Source organism: Klebsiella sp. JN_Kp127, from assembly GCF_040062505.1.
Lineage (GTDB): Bacteria > Pseudomonadota > Gammaproteobacteria > Enterobacterales > Enterobacteriaceae > Klebsiella > Klebsiella quasipneumoniae.
Map to the genome: position 1 here is coordinate 1 of NZ_JBEAHS010000008.1, position 13,567 is coordinate 13,567.

14 protein-coding genes are annotated in these 13,567 nt (G+C 58.9%); 9 read left to right on the top strand and 5 right to left on the bottom strand.

Annotated elements, in window-relative coordinates; genetic code table 11:
• Window positions 1-210: 210 nt before the first annotated feature.
• The 4 genes from ABLV04_RS05415 to ABLV04_RS05430 form a co-directional block, all read right to left on the bottom strand.
• The gene (locus tag ABLV04_RS05415) at window positions 211-582 is read right to left on the bottom strand and encodes a plasmid partitioning/stability family protein (RefSeq protein ID WP_017900087.1); all 372 of its coding nucleotides are present in this window, start codon (window positions 580-582) and stop codon (window positions 211-213) included.
• 9 nt (window positions 583-591) lie between these two features.
• Window positions 592-1,548 carry a plasmid segregation protein ParM domain-containing protein gene (parM, locus tag ABLV04_RS05420; protein WP_147733914.1) on the bottom strand — a complete coding sequence of 319 codons (957 nt, stop codon included), beginning with the start codon at window positions 1,546-1,548 and terminating at the stop codon, window positions 592-594.
• A 275-nt stretch (window positions 1,549-1,823) separates the two neighbouring features.
• Entirely contained in the window at window positions 1,824-3,239 is a 1,416-nt protein-coding gene (gene melB / locus ABLV04_RS05425) for a melibiose:sodium transporter MelB (protein WP_044525156.1), read from the bottom strand.
• A 92-nt stretch (window positions 3,240-3,331) separates the two neighbouring features.
• Window positions 3,332-4,684, bottom strand: a complete 1,353-nt coding sequence (locus tag ABLV04_RS05430; RefSeq protein ID WP_023291675.1) for an alpha-glucosidase/alpha-galactosidase — start codon at window positions 4,682-4,684, stop codon at window positions 3,332-3,334.
• A 239-nt stretch (window positions 4,685-4,923) separates the two neighbouring features.
• Here ABLV04_RS05430 and melR point away from each other — a divergent pair, with 239 nt between their 5' ends.
• On the top strand, window positions 4,924-5,862 hold the full coding sequence (gene melR, locus ABLV04_RS05435; RefSeq protein WP_023291674.1) for a transcriptional regulator MelR: 939 nt from the start codon (window positions 4,924-4,926) through the stop codon (window positions 5,860-5,862).
• A 49-nt stretch (window positions 5,863-5,911) separates the two neighbouring features.
• On the opposite strand, the gene proP is transcribed toward melR, so the two are convergent.
• Window positions 5,912-7,414 carry a glycine betaine/L-proline transporter ProP gene (gene proP, locus ABLV04_RS05440; protein ID WP_023291673.1) on the bottom strand — a complete coding sequence of 501 codons (1,503 nt, stop codon included), beginning with the start codon at window positions 7,412-7,414 and terminating at the stop codon, window positions 5,912-5,914.
• A 544-nt stretch (window positions 7,415-7,958) separates the two neighbouring features.
• Here proP and ABLV04_RS05445 point away from each other — a divergent pair.
• The 8 genes from ABLV04_RS05445 to phnK all read left to right on the top strand — a co-directional run bounded on the left by ABLV04_RS05445 (window position 7,959) and on the right by phnK (window position 13,532).
• Complete coding sequence (locus tag ABLV04_RS05445) at window positions 7,959-8,294, top strand: zinc ribbon domain-containing protein YjdM (RefSeq protein ID WP_023291672.1); 336 nt, start codon at window positions 7,959-7,961, stop codon at window positions 8,292-8,294.
• 227 nt (window positions 8,295-8,521) lie between these two features.
• The gene (gene yjdN / locus ABLV04_RS05450) at window positions 8,522-8,956 is read left to right on the top strand and encodes a VOC family metalloprotein YjdN (protein WP_023291671.1); all 435 of its coding nucleotides are present in this window, start codon (window positions 8,522-8,524) and stop codon (window positions 8,954-8,956) included.
• Window positions 8,957-9,111: 155 nt separating this feature from the next.
• A complete protein-coding gene (gene phnF / locus ABLV04_RS05455; RefSeq protein ID WP_023291670.1) occupies window positions 9,112-9,837 on the top strand; it encodes a phosphonate metabolism transcriptional regulator PhnF in 726 nt (241 codons plus the stop codon).
• Window positions 9,838-10,290 carry a phosphonate C-P lyase system protein PhnG gene (phnG, locus tag ABLV04_RS05460; protein ID WP_072413988.1) on the top strand — a complete coding sequence of 151 codons (453 nt, stop codon included), beginning with the start codon at window positions 9,838-9,840 and terminating at the stop codon, window positions 10,288-10,290.
• Complete coding sequence (gene phnH / locus ABLV04_RS05465) at window positions 10,287-10,871, top strand: phosphonate C-P lyase system protein PhnH (protein WP_008807244.1); 585 nt, start codon at window positions 10,287-10,289, stop codon at window positions 10,869-10,871. Before phnG ends, phnH begins: the two co-directional genes overlap by 4 nt.
• Window positions 10,872-11,936 (top strand): carbon-phosphorus lyase complex subunit PhnI, encoded by a 1,065-nt coding sequence (locus tag ABLV04_RS05470; RefSeq protein WP_023291667.1) that lies wholly within the window; start codon window positions 10,872-10,874, stop codon window positions 11,934-11,936.
• Complete coding sequence (locus ABLV04_RS05475; RefSeq protein ID WP_002885202.1) at window positions 11,929-12,777, top strand: alpha-D-ribose 1-methylphosphonate 5-phosphate C-P-lyase PhnJ; 849 nt, start codon at window positions 11,929-11,931, stop codon at window positions 12,775-12,777. The genes ABLV04_RS05470 and ABLV04_RS05475 overlap by 8 nt, the downstream gene beginning before the upstream one ends.
• Window positions 12,774-13,532, top strand: a complete 759-nt coding sequence (gene phnK, locus ABLV04_RS05480; RefSeq protein WP_101995498.1) for a phosphonate C-P lyase system protein PhnK — start codon at window positions 12,774-12,776, stop codon at window positions 13,530-13,532. The genes ABLV04_RS05475 and phnK overlap by 4 nt, the downstream gene beginning before the upstream one ends.
• The last annotated feature ends 35 nt before the right edge of the window (window positions 13,533-13,567 follow it).

The following is a 13,567-nucleotide window of genomic DNA, read 5'->3' on the forward strand; positions in this document are numbered from 1 at the left end:
GCCGGGCATGGCCACAGCCAGGGAGCCGCCTGTATGCCGGGTGGCGGCTACGCCTTACCCGGCCTACAAACTAAGCACAGCGCAAGCCGGGGAATTTCCCAGGTCGCGGCGTTCCGCCTTACCCGGGCTACCGGACAGTGTAAACAGTAGCCCGGCTAAGCGCAGCGCAAGCCGGGGAGTTTCCCGGATAGCGTAAACCGCGAATAGCGCTTAGTCCGGCAGCGAACCGGCGAGGTTGCGCGCCGAAACGCTCTCGCTGACCGGCGCGGGCGGCTCCGGCGCCTTAGCCGGGGCGGCCGCTGGTGCGGCTGTCGGGGCGGAAGAGGCCGGCTGGATCTCAAGGAACGAGGCCAGCATCTTGCGCAGCGTTTCCGGTTTAGTGTCTTCCGCCAGCAGCGCCGCCAGCATCGACGGTAAGCGGCTGTCGACTTCCCCTAACGCCAGCCCCGCCAGCAGCGCCGTGCGCGACATATCGCCGCGGTCGCCGCGATGGTGGGCCTCAATTTTTGCGTCCGCGAAGCGCTCGCTGGCGCTGATATCCGGGCGCAGGTAAATCAGCACTTTTCTGCGTTCCAGAGTCATAGACGCTCCTTAGCCAATAATTTTCAGACCACGCACCAGGGCGAACTGCGGCTCTTCAGCCACCACGAAACGGTCCTGACGCAGGCCCATACGTTCACGAATAGCATCGGCAACCAGCGGCGCGCCACCGCCAATCACGATGGCATGCGAGTAGCCTTTAAAGCTATCGATAGCCGTCAGGACGCGGGTGGTCAGACGTTCGATGCTGTTAGTGATCACCTTTTTCACCTCAGAAACCGCATCCGGATCGTTGATGTTATCGGTCAGGTACGCTTCGTCATGGCGATTGATAATGATCTGGTCGACGTTATAGCTTGAGGTATCGGTGTTAGCCCGCGCCAGCGCCAGCTTAACGGCGTCGGTCACCAGCGATACGCCCAGCTTCGGGTCGCCGTAAATGCGCGAAACCGAGGTCATCTGCCCGGCGACCATCGAAATATCGAGCGTGGTGCCGCCGAGGTCGATAATCAACACCGAATGGGAGGGCTTGAGTTCATCGCACAGGCTAATGCCCGCCGGAATCGATTCCGGGCGCACGGTGACTTTGGTGATGTTGAACACCACGCCTTTATTCAGCTTAACTTCGCGCAGCAGGCTCTTTTTCTTACGCTCAATGTTGTCGAGGCGATATTGCGCATCCTCGTCATAAAATTCAGTCAGCGGCAGCGTCACGACTATTTCGACGTCCTGTGGCTCAAGACCGCTGGTCAGCAGCGCGTGATGGACAGCGATGGAGTTCAACGGGCTGTACTGCCAGTCAATATTATTGGTCGGGAGCGCATCGGGAGTGATCAGGTCGAATGAGTACTTTTCATCATCCACGGTGTAGTTAAAGGGCTTCCCGGAACCGAAGGTGGCAGACCAGCCGCGTTTAAAACTATTGGGGCTGATATGGGTGAAAGTTTCGCCATCTTGCTCCCACAGCATTTTGATATTGGTTGAACCATCATCGATAAAAATGCGCATCGCATTGCTCCATCACTGAGACAAATAAGAGAAAAATGTAACACCCAAAAAGAGTAGCAAGAGTTAAAAAGCAGCGCAAGAGCACGAAAAAGAGACAATTCTGAGTTTTAATTGAGAACAATTGGATCAAATAACAACTTCACGAACCTAAAGAGAGAATATTTTGAGACATATTAGAGAAATGCGATTTCTCTTTTCGTCCGCTTTCAACGCTCATTTTTGTCCAAAAAAGAGAGCATCCCTCCCCTCTTTCGTCAGCTGTTTTCGAACGCTTTTTACACCTGGTTGGGTACCACAATGGGCCGTTCCGGCTCAGCCACATTTTCCGGTACCCGGCGATATTTATCCAGCAGGTGAATCTGAATGCGACGCAGCATATCGCCGTTGAGCTTGTAATAGCGGAAATAGAGAAACAGCGTCAGGGCAAAAAAGAGCGTCGGCAGCGCAATCATAATCGCCTGCATCCCCAGCAGCGTCTGGGACGACTGGGCCACATTCGGCACATAACCGATGATACCGAGCACGATGGCGATAAACCAGGCCGCGAACGCCGAGCCCGCTTTCACCACCAGCGTCTGCACCGAATAGGCGATACTTTCGCAGCGGATGTTCATCGTATATTCGCCGTAGTCGACGGTATCGGCCACCATAATAACCTGCAGCACCCAGAACAGCGCGGTGCCGATATTCAACAGCACGCCGGCCAGCGAAATCAGCGCGACGTTGTAGACCCCGCTCAGCGCCATCAGCAACAGCACGCCGCAGCCCAGCACCGGCATGATCGAAGCGCCCGCCCACAGAATGCGCCGCGACAGCCCCTTCACCAGCCGCGGAAACAGCACTAACGTCAGCAGGTTCGCCGCGCCGGCGTAGGACATGTAATATGGGAACATCTCCGCGCTGCCAATCACGTAGGTAAAGTAGTAAATCGCAAAGCCAGCGATAATATTCGCCGCCGTGTTATAGGCCAGCGCCATGCCCAACAGGCAGGCCAGCTGATCGTTTTTATAGATCAACGCCACCATCTGGCGCAGTGAAAGATGGCTGGCATCCTCGCTCACGCCGCTATCCGAGGAGTAAACCTCGTGGACGTTACGCAGCGTGACGAGGGTGGAAACCACGAAGAAGGCGATCAACACCAGGGTGAACATCTGGAAACCGAAACCGCGGTCGGCGCCGCCCACGGCGCTGACAAACGGCAGCGTGACGCCGGCGGTGACGAATCCCGCCAGGCTGGCGAAAAAGCGTGGATACGGCACCAGCTGTTCACGTTCGCGTTTATCAAGGGTAATGGTCGGCACCAGCGACCAGAACGGCACATCCATGATGGTGTAGGTGAACCCCCACAGCAGGTAGGTCAGCCACACCCATGCCAGCAGCGCCCCGCCGGAGAAGTGATGGGCGCTGAACAGCATATACAGCACCACCGAGTTGGTTATCGTGCCAATCAGGATCCACGGTTTGAATTTCCCCCATCGCGATCGCGTACAGTTGACGATCCAACCCATGATCGGATCGGCTATCGCATCGAGGATCCTCGCCACCAGAAACAAGGTGCCGACCACCCCAACCGACAGTCCAACAATATCGGTGTAGTAATACATCAGGTACATGTAGACGATACCGATAGCGAAATCTTTACCAAAGGCACCAAATCCGTAGCTGAGCTTTGTTGTCATTGAAATACTCATAGGGTACAGGTCGCTGTCGCCAGCGCCTCCTTCAGTGTTTGATAGAGCATGCAGGACGCCGCCGGGTCGTTGCCCCCGGCGGCATGAGAAGATTAACGATGCAGCCAGGACGGCAGCCAATCGCCGTGGCTGGCGATCAGATCGTCCACCAGCGCGTAGATCTCTTCGATCCCCAGCACCGCGGCGGTGTGCGGATCCATCATCGTGGCGTAATAGACGTAATCGCGATTTTCGGTGAGGATCGCCTCCGTGAGCAGCGTCTGCACGTTGATGTTGGTCTGCATCAGCGCCGCCAGATGCGCCGGCAGCGCGCCCACTTTGGTCGGCTGAATGCCGTTGGCGTCCACCAGGCAAGCCACTTCCACGCAGCAGCCCTGCGGCAGGTTGTCGATAAGGCCGTCATTGCGTACGTTGCCATACACCACGCTTGGCTCGCCGGTCCAGATGGCGTTCATGATGGTGCTGGCATACTCACGGGATGGCTTCACCTCGATGCGCTCGCCGCGCTGATAGCTCTCCAGCTCCTGATGCCAGTTGGCCAGTTGCTCGACGCAGCGTTTCGGGTATTCATCCAGCGGCACTTTATAGCGGGCGATAAGGTCCTCGCGGCCCGGCTTGATAAACCATGGCGTGTATTCGGCAAAATGCTCCGATGACTCGGTCACAAAGTAGCCGAGCTTTTTGAACATCTCATAGCGGACGATATTTTCGCAGCGCGGGTTACCGTGCAGGTTAGGCTTCGGCGCGCGCCCATCGGCGTAGGCCTGCAGCAGGTCGGGATAGAGGCTGACATAGCTGCCGTCGGCGAGCTTTTTCTCCAGCGAGAGATAGAACGCCATATGGTTAATCCCGGCGCAGCGGTAGCGTAAATCCGCCGGGTTGAGGTCAAGATCGCGCGCCAGTTCTTCCGCCGTTCCCTGCACCGAGTGGCACAGGCCAACCTGTTTAATATGCGGGTAGCGGGCGTACATGGCCCAGGTGTTCATCGCCATTGGGTTGACGTAGTTAAGCAGGGTGGCGTCCGGGCAGACCTCGGTCATGTCGTCGCAGATAGCCCACAGGTGAGGTATGGTACGCAGGGCGCGCATAATGCCCCCCGGACCCAGCGTATCGGCGATGGTCTGCTCCAGGCCATGGCGTTTACAGACCTCAAAATCGGTGACGGTACAGGGCTCATAGCCGCCAATCTGGAAGGCGACCACAACGAAATCAGCGCCCTGCAGGGCGGTTTTGCGATCGCGATGGCAGCTGATTTCGCCCTTCGCGCCGACGGAATCCATCAGCTTGCGCACCACGGTATGCGACTCTTCCAGCCGGGTGTCATCGATATCCATCAGCGCGACATGCGCCGATTTCAGCGCCGGGCGCTGGAAAACATCACCGAGAATATTTTTAACGAACACCGTCGAACCGGCGCCGATAAAGGTAATTTTTGGGGCGGTCATTACGCTCTCTCCATCTGGTCATTGAACCCTTGCAGAGTGGCACGCCGTTCAGCGTTGCGCTGCCCTGTTCCCACCGGAGCATTCCCGAAAGCTCAGATCGGCCATTAAGCGCCACAAAATCTGAGTTTTCGGGAACAGATTGCGCAAAAAGGAGAGAAAATGGGCCGATTCTTCCGCTAAGCTGTCGTCAGTTCTGGCGAAAAATGCAGCCACTCTGACAATTCAGGAATACGCTAACGATGGAATACCGCTTCACCTCCCTGCCCCCCGATCCCTTTATGTGCAGCAGCGATGAAAAGCAGAGCCGCAGCCCGCTGGCGCTCTACTCTGAGTATCAGCGTATGGATATCGAGCTGCGCCCGCCGCACGCCATGCCTACCAGCCACTGGCATGGCCAGGTGGAGGTCAACGTGCCGTTCGATGGCGACGTGGAATATTTGATTAATAACGAAGTAGTGCGCATAGAGAAAGGCTATATCACCCTGTTCTGGGCCTGTACGCCGCACCAGTTGACCCGCCCGGGGGATTGCCAGCAGATGGCGATCTTTAACCTGCCGATGCATCTGTTTCTCTCATGGCCGCTGGACCGGGAGCTGATCAACCACGTCACTCACGGGATGGTGATTAAATCCCTCGCCACCCAGCAGCTGAGCGCCTTCGAGGTGCGCCGCTGGCAGCAGGAGCTGAACCACGACAATGAACAGATTCGCCAGCTGGCGATCGATGAAATCGCCCTGATGCTGAAGCGGCTGAGCCTCGCCGGCTGGCAGCCGATTCTGGTCAACAAAACCTCGCGCACCCATAAGAACAGCGTCTCGCGCCATGCGCAGTTTTATGTCAGCCAGATGCTGGAGTTTATCGCCGCCCACTACGACCAGGCGCTGACCGTCAATGCCGTCGCCGAGCACGTTAAGCTCAACCCGAACTATGCGATGGGGGTATTCCAGAGAGTGATGCAGCAAACCATGAAGCAGTACATTACCGCCATGCGTATCAATCACGTGCGGGCGCTGCTGAGCGATACCGACAAGACCATCCTGGATATCGCCCTCACCGCCGGTTTCCGCTCCAGCAGCCGCTTCTACAGCACCTTTACCCGCTACGTGGGGATGCCGCCGCAGCAGTACCGTAAACTCAGCCAACAGCGTCGTCACGGTCTGGCCTTGCCGGAGGCATAAAAAATGCCGCCGGGGTTTCCCCAGGCGGCATGATTAGCAGTGAAAACAGTTAGTCGTTGATACGCGGATGCTGCTGCACCAGACGCGACCGTTTTGCCTGCAGATCGGCGATCTCCTGATCGATATCTTCGATTTTTTGCTCGATATTATCGTAGTGCTCGCCAAGGATTTCTTTCGCTTCCTGAATATCCGACGCCGCCGGGGTCGCCCCTTTGAGCGGACGGTTAGCGGTCTCTTTCATTGACAGGCCCGTCGCCATACCCACCACCGCGATCACCATCAGGTAGTATGCCGGCATCATCAGGTTCTGGGTGGTCTCCACCAGCCACGCCGCCAGGGTTGGCGTCAGACCGGCAATCAGCACCGAGATGTTAAAGGCGCTGGCCAGGGCGCTGAAGCGGATGTGCGTCGGGAACATCGCCGGCAGCGAGGAGGCCATCACCCCGATAAAGCAGTTCAGCACCACCGCCAGCAGCAGCAGACCGGCAAAGATCAGGCTCGTCACGTTGCTGTTGATCATAATGAAGGCCGGGATCGACAGGGCAAACAGCGCCACGCTACCAATCAGGATAAACGGACGGCGGCCGAAACGGTCGCTGAGCATACCGATAACCGGCTGTACAAACAGCATCCCGACCATGATAGCGATGATGATCAGCACCCCATGGTCTTCCGAGTAGTGCAGGTTATGCGACAGGTAGCTCGGCATGTAGGTCAGCAGCATGTAGTAGGTCACGTTGGTGGAAATCACCAGACCGATACAGGTCAGCAGGCTGCGCCAGTGCTTAGTGGCAATCTCTTTAAAAGAGACCTTCGGCCCGTCCTGCAGACCTTCACGGTCGCCCTGCTCCATAGTGTCCACATGCTGCTGGAACGCCGGGGTCTCTTCCAGCGCATGGCGCAGATAGAGGCCGATGATGCCTAACGGCAGCGCCAGGAAGAACGGGATACGCCAACCCCACTCAAGGAAGTTCTGTTCCCCCACTACGCTGGAGATCAGGACCACCACGCCGGCCCCCATCACAAACCCGGCGATGGAGCCAAAGTCCAGCCAGCTGCCCATAAACCCGCGTTTACGGTCAGGGGAGTATTCCGCGACGAAGATCGACGCCCCGGTATATTCACCACCGACCGAGAAGCCTTGCGCCATTTTACACAGCAGCAGCAGGATCGGCGCCCAGATACCTATCGTGGCATACGAAGGAATAAGGCCGATACAGAAAGTACTTATCGACATGATCACGATAGTTATCGCGAGAATTTTCTGCCGACCGTATTTATCGCCCAGCATCCCGAAGAACAGGCCGCCCAGCGGACGAATTAAAAATGGAACGGAGAAGGTACCGAGTGCGGCAATCATCTGCACGCTTGGGTTGGCATCGGGGAAGAAGACTTTACCTAAGGCGTAGGCCACAAAGCCGTAGACGCCGAAATCGAACCACTCCATCGCGTTGCCCAGAGAGGCCGCGGTGATCGCCTTTTTCAGTTTACCATCGTCGATGATGGTCACATCCTTAAGGGTGATGGGCTTTATTTTTTTCCTTTTAAGCATATTTTTCCTCTGCTACTCCGCCTTGAATGCACGTCTCTTCGCCGAATGGCAAAGCCATTCGCAACGTGCGTCAGGAGCGGTGAATTGCTGTGCTCCTCATTTCAAGCGTAGCAGGTTTGCCTGCACTGTCTGCTGACAGAATGTACAACCGAACCTGTTGACGCCTGCTGTGGCTACTGGTGAATAAATGGAGCGGCTCATCGTCATAATTGATGAAATTGACCTGCTCCCCTTTTTTACCCTAACAGTGTTTATATCTGCGATCAACTTCACATAAATTTACCGCCTAATTACAGAGTCCCAGAAAATAAATAAGTTCATTTCCTGCCGATCGCCCGGAAATTATTTCGTCGATGTTGTTCCATCGCCGGCGGTTAATTTCAGCAATTATTCGCTTCTTCCCGGAATAGCGCCCCGGCTATTTTTTAGCAAAAAAACACCCGACAAAAGTGGGTGATTGCGCTATAATCATAGCCACTTTCGGCTCTCAGCCGCTGTTTAAAGGACCAACGTCCTGTTTTTCGACGACATCACGAGGAACGTCATGCAACTGCCACACTGCCCAAAATGCGATTCGACTTACACTTATGAAGACAACGGCATGTACATCTGCCCGGAATGCGCCCATGAGTGGAACCCTGCCGAAGCCACGGAAGAAAACGACGTTCTGATCGTTAAAGATGCCAATGGCAATTTACTGGCCGATGGCGACAGCGTCACGGTAGTGAAAGATCTGAAGGTTAAAGGCAGCTCTTCGATGCTGAAAATCGGCACCAAAGTGAAGAATATCCGCCTGGTCGAAGGCGATCACAACATTGACTGCAAAATTGACGGTTTTGGCCCGATGAAGCTGAAATCTGAATTCGTCAAAAAGAACTGATTTATTTCCGGGCAGGCGACGCGATTATTTTCCCCTATCGCCGTCGCCGCTCCCGATATCCTCACTGCCCTTCGCCTCCCTGCGCATCAGGTTATTTATCCCGCCAGCCGCCGCTATTTACGCTGCCGCCTGCAGCACTATTCCCGCCCCATTTTCGCGCTGCCGTCTGGCTCAATCCCGCTGTGGGCGACTACGCTTTACGGGTTACGGTCACTGAGGTATTCACCATGTCCTTAAGTCCCTACCTTGCCTTTGCGGGCAACTGCGCCGAGGCGATCGCCTTCTATCAGCAGACGCTGGGCGCCGAGCTGATGTTTAAAATGACCTTTGGCGAAATGCCGCCTTCGGCGCAGGAAGCCTCTGACGGCTGCCCGTCTGGCCAGAAGATGGCGGATGACGCCATCGCCCACGCCAGCCTGCGCATCGGCAACGGCGAGCTGATGCTAAGCGACAGCGCCTTCGGGCCCGATGTGCATTACGCCGGCTTCACCCTCGTCCTCGATCCCAACGATGTCGCTGAAGGCCAGCGCTGGTTCGACGCGCTGGCGGTCGGCGGGCGCATTGAGATGGCCTGGCAGGAAACCTTCTGGGCCCACGGCTTCGGCAAAGTCGTCGATCGCTTTGGCGTCCCATGGATGATCAACGTGGTCAAACAAGGCTGACCCCGCCAGGGCGGCCTGGCCGCCCTGTCATCCGTCTGGCATTAACTCTTCATCCTTTAGTCATCATCACTTAACAGAACTGCAACATAAACCGGTCAGGATCGGCTCACAACGCGAGGAGGCTCCTCGCCTATGCTGTGTGAGGCTTGATGACCATGCACCTGTCCAGACATCCGACCAGTTATCCCACGCGCTATCAGGAAATCGCCGCCCGGCTTGAGCAGGAGCTGCGCCACCACTATCGCTGCGGCGACTATCTGCCCGCCGAGCAGCAGCTGGCGACGCGCTTCGATGTAAACCGCCATACCCTGCGTCGGGCTATCGACCAGCTGGTTGAGCGCGGCTGGGTACAACGCCGTCAGGGCGTCGGCGTGCTGGTGCTGATGCGGCCGATCGATTACCCGCTCAATGCCCAGGCGCGGTTCAGCCAGAACCTGCTGGAACAAGGCAGCGATCCCACCAGCGAAAAACTGCTGTCGGTACTGCGCCCCGCCAGCGCGCACGTTGCCGAGGCCTTTGGCATTAGCGAGGGCGAGAATGTCATCCACCTGCGCACCCTGCGCCGGGTCAATGGCGTCGCCCTGTGCCTGATTGACCACTACTTTGCCGACCTGCGCTTCTGGCCTGTGTTGCAGACCTTCAGCCACGGCTCGCTGCACAACCTGCTCCGCGATCGGCTTGACGTCGAACTGACCCGGGTGCGCACCAAAATCAGCGCCCGTCGCGCGCAGGCGAAAGAGAGCAAGCTGCTGGAGATCCCCAATATGGCGCCGCTGCTCTGCGTGCGCACTCTCAACAGCCGCCAGGGCGAGCAGGCCGTCACCGAATACTCCGTCAGCCTGACCCGCGCCGACATGATTGAATTCACCATGGAGCACTGAATGCACTTCGATACCGCCACCCGCCAGCGCTGGATGTCCGTGCTGGCCCACAGTGAACCGCAAGATCTTCTGGCACGCATGCACGCCCTGCAGCTGGCGCCGGAGTATGAGCTGATCCGCTCTCCCGAGACAGGCCTGGTGCAGCTTCAGGCCCGGATGGGCGGTATCGGCGACCGTTTCTTCGCCGGCGACGCCACGCTCACCCGGGCGGCGGTACGTCTGGCCGATGGTACGCTCGGCTACAGCTGGATCTTAGGCCGCGACCGCCCGCACGCCGAACGCTGCGCGGCCATCGACGCCCTGCTGCAGTCGCCCCACCATTTTCACAATTTGATGGAAACCCTGATAACCCCGCTGGAAGCGCTACGCAGCGCGCGCATTGAAGCCCGACGCGCCGAAGTCAACGCCAGCCGGGTCGACTTCTTTACCCTGGTTCGCGGAGATAACGCATGACCTTACAACCCGCTTTTACCCTGGCTGTGCAGGATGCCCAACACAGTTTTCGTCGCCTGCTGAAAGCGATGAGCGAGCCGGGGGTGATTGTCTCCCTGCAGCAGTTACAGCACGGCTGGCAGCCGCTGAACGTCGCCTCCACCAGCCTGCTGTTGACCCTTGCCGATCACGAAACGCCGGTCTGGCTCGCCAGCGCCCTGCATAACGATCTGGTGGGACAGAATCTGCGCTTCCATACCGGCGCGCCGCTGGTGGACCAGCCGCAGCAGGCGGTCTTTGCGGTCGCCAATGACGGCATCAGCGCCGAGCAGCTCAACGTCCTCTCCGCGGGCACCGTCACCGCCCCGGAGACCGGCGTCACGCTGATCGTCCAGCTCGCCAGCCTGAGCGGCGGGCGCATGCTGCGCCTGACCGGGGCAGGCATTGCCGAAGAGCGAATGATCGCCCCTCAGCTGCCGGACTGCATCATTGACGAACTGACGGAGCGCCCGCACCCGTTCCCGCTGGGCATTGACCTGATCCTCACCTGCGGCGAGCGCCTGCTGGCGATCCCGCGCACCACCCACGTGGAGGTTTGCTAAATGTACGTTGCCGTCAAGGGCGGCGAGAAGGCGATCCGCGCCGCTCACGCCTTACAGGAACAGAAACGACGGGGCGATGGACGGCTTCCCGAACTGAGCGTTGACCAGATAAGCGACCAGCTCAATCTGGCGGTGGACCGGGTGATGACCGAGGGCGGCATCGCCGATCGCGAACTGGCGGCGCTGGCGCTCAAGCAGGCCAGCGGCGATAACGTCGAAGCGATCTTCCTGCTGCGCGCCTACCGCACCACCCTGCCGCGGCTGGCGGTTAGCGAACCGATCGACACCGCCGGAATGCGTCTCGAACGCCGCATCTCGGCAGTGTACAAAGATATCCCCGGCGGTCAGCTGCTGGGCCCTACCTACGACTACACCCACCGCCTGCTCGATTTTACCCTGCTGGCGAACGGCGACGCGCCGTCTGTGCCGAAAGCCGATAGCGAAGCGCCGACCTCGCCGCATGTTTTCAGCCTGCTCACGCAGCAGGGGCTGGCGAAGGCCGAGGAAGATCGCGGCACACCGCCCGACGATATCACCCGCACCCCGCCGGTCTACCCCTGCTCGCGTTCTTCGCGCCTGCAGCAGCTGATGCGCGGCGATGAAGGCTACCTGCTGGCGCTGGCCTATTCGACTCAGCGCGGCTATGGCCGCAACCATCCGTTTGCCGGCGAGATCCGCAGCGGCTACGTGCAGGTGGAGATTGTCCCGGAAGAGCTGGGCTTTAGCGTCAATATTGGCGAGCTGCTGCTGACCGAATGCGAAATGGTCAACGGCTTCGTCGCCCCGCAGGATGAACCGCCGCACTTCACCCGCGGCTACGGTCTGACCTTCGGCATGAGCGAGCGCAAAGCGATGGCCATGGCCCTCGTCGACCGCGCCCTGCAGGCGGCGGACTATGACGAAGAGATTGCCGGTCCCGCCCAGGATGAAGAGTTTGTGCTGGCCCACGCCGATAACGTTGAAGCCGCCGGCTTCGTCTCGCATCTGAAGCTACCGCACTATGTCGATTTCCAGGCCGAACTGGCGCTGCTGAAACGCCTGCAACGGGAGAACGAACGTGGCTAACCCACTGACTGGCTATAACTTTGCTTATCTCGACGAGCAAACCAAGCGCATGATCCGCCGGGCTATTCTCAAAGCGGTAGCCATTCCCGGCTATCAGGTGCCGTTCGGCGGTCGCGAAATGCCGATGCCCTACGGCTGGGGCACTGGCGGCATCCAGCTGACCGCCAGCGTCATCGGCGAGAACGACGTGCTGAAGGTGATTGACCAGGGCGCCGATGACACCACCAACGCGGTGTCGATCCGCCAGTTCTTTAAGCGCGTGACCGGCGTCGCCACCACTGAGCGCACTGAAGACGCCACCCTGATCCAGACCCGCCACCGCATCCCGGAGACGCCGCTGGTGGAGGATCAGATCCTGATCTATCAGGTGCCGATCCCGGAGCCGCTGCGCTTTATCGAGCCGCGCGAAACCGAAACCCGCACTATGCACGCCCTGGAAGAGTACGGCGTGATGCAGGTGAAACTGTATGAAGATATCGCCCGCTTCGGCCATATCGCCACCACCTACGCCTACCCGGTGAAGGTCAATGGCCGCTACGTGATGGACCCCTCGCCGATCCCGAAATTCGATAACCCGAAAATGCACATGATGCCGGCGCTGCAGCTGTTCGGCGCCGGGCGCGAAAAGCGGATCTACGCCGTGCCGCCCTATACCCCGGTGGAAAGTCTCGATTTCGACGACCATCCGTTTACCGTCCAGGAGTGGGATGAGCCCTGCGCCATCTGCGGCTCGCGCCACAGCTACCTCGACGAAGTGGTGCTGGATGACAGCGGTCAGCGGATGTTTGTCTGCTCCGATACCGACTATTGCCGCCAGCAGAGCGAGGGACAGAAAAAATGAGCCATCCGTTACTTGCCGTCAATCACCTGACCCATCTCTATGCCCCGGATAAAGGCTTCCGCGACGTCTCCTTCGAACTGTGGCCGGGGGAAGTGCTCGGCATCGTTGGGGAGTCCGGATCCGGTAAAACCACCCTGCTGAAGGCGATTTCCGCCCGCCTGACGCCGCAGCGGGGCGAGGTGCTGTACCAGCAGCGCTCGCTGTACGCCATGAGCGAAGCCGAACGCCGCCGCCTGCTGCGCACCGAATGGGGAGTGGTGCATCAGCACCCGATGGACGGCCTGCGTCGCCAGGTCTCCGCCGGGGGCAACATCGGCGAACGGCTGATGGCCACCGGCGCCCGCCACTACGGCAACATTCGCGCCACCGCCGAAAAGTGGCTGCAGGAGGTGGAGATCCCGCCCTCGCGCATCGACGACCTGCCCACCACCTTTTCCGGCGGCATGCAGCAGCGTCTGCAGATCGCCCGCAATCTCGTCACCCAGCCGAAGCTGGTGTTTATGGATGAACCCACCGGCGGGCTGGATGTGTCCGTGCAGGCGCGGCTGCTTGATCTGCTGCGCGGCCTGGCGGTGGAGCTGAATCTGGCGGTGGTGATTGTCACCCACGATCTCGGCGTCGCCCGCCTGCTGGCGAACCGACTGCTGGTGATGAAGCAGGGCCAGGTGGTGGAGAGTGGCTTAACCGACCGGGTGCTCGACGATCCGCATCACCCTTACACCCAGCTGTTGGTGTCGTCGGTATTGCAGAACTGACGCTGTTTTGCCGGGCGGCGGTTGCGCCTGACCCG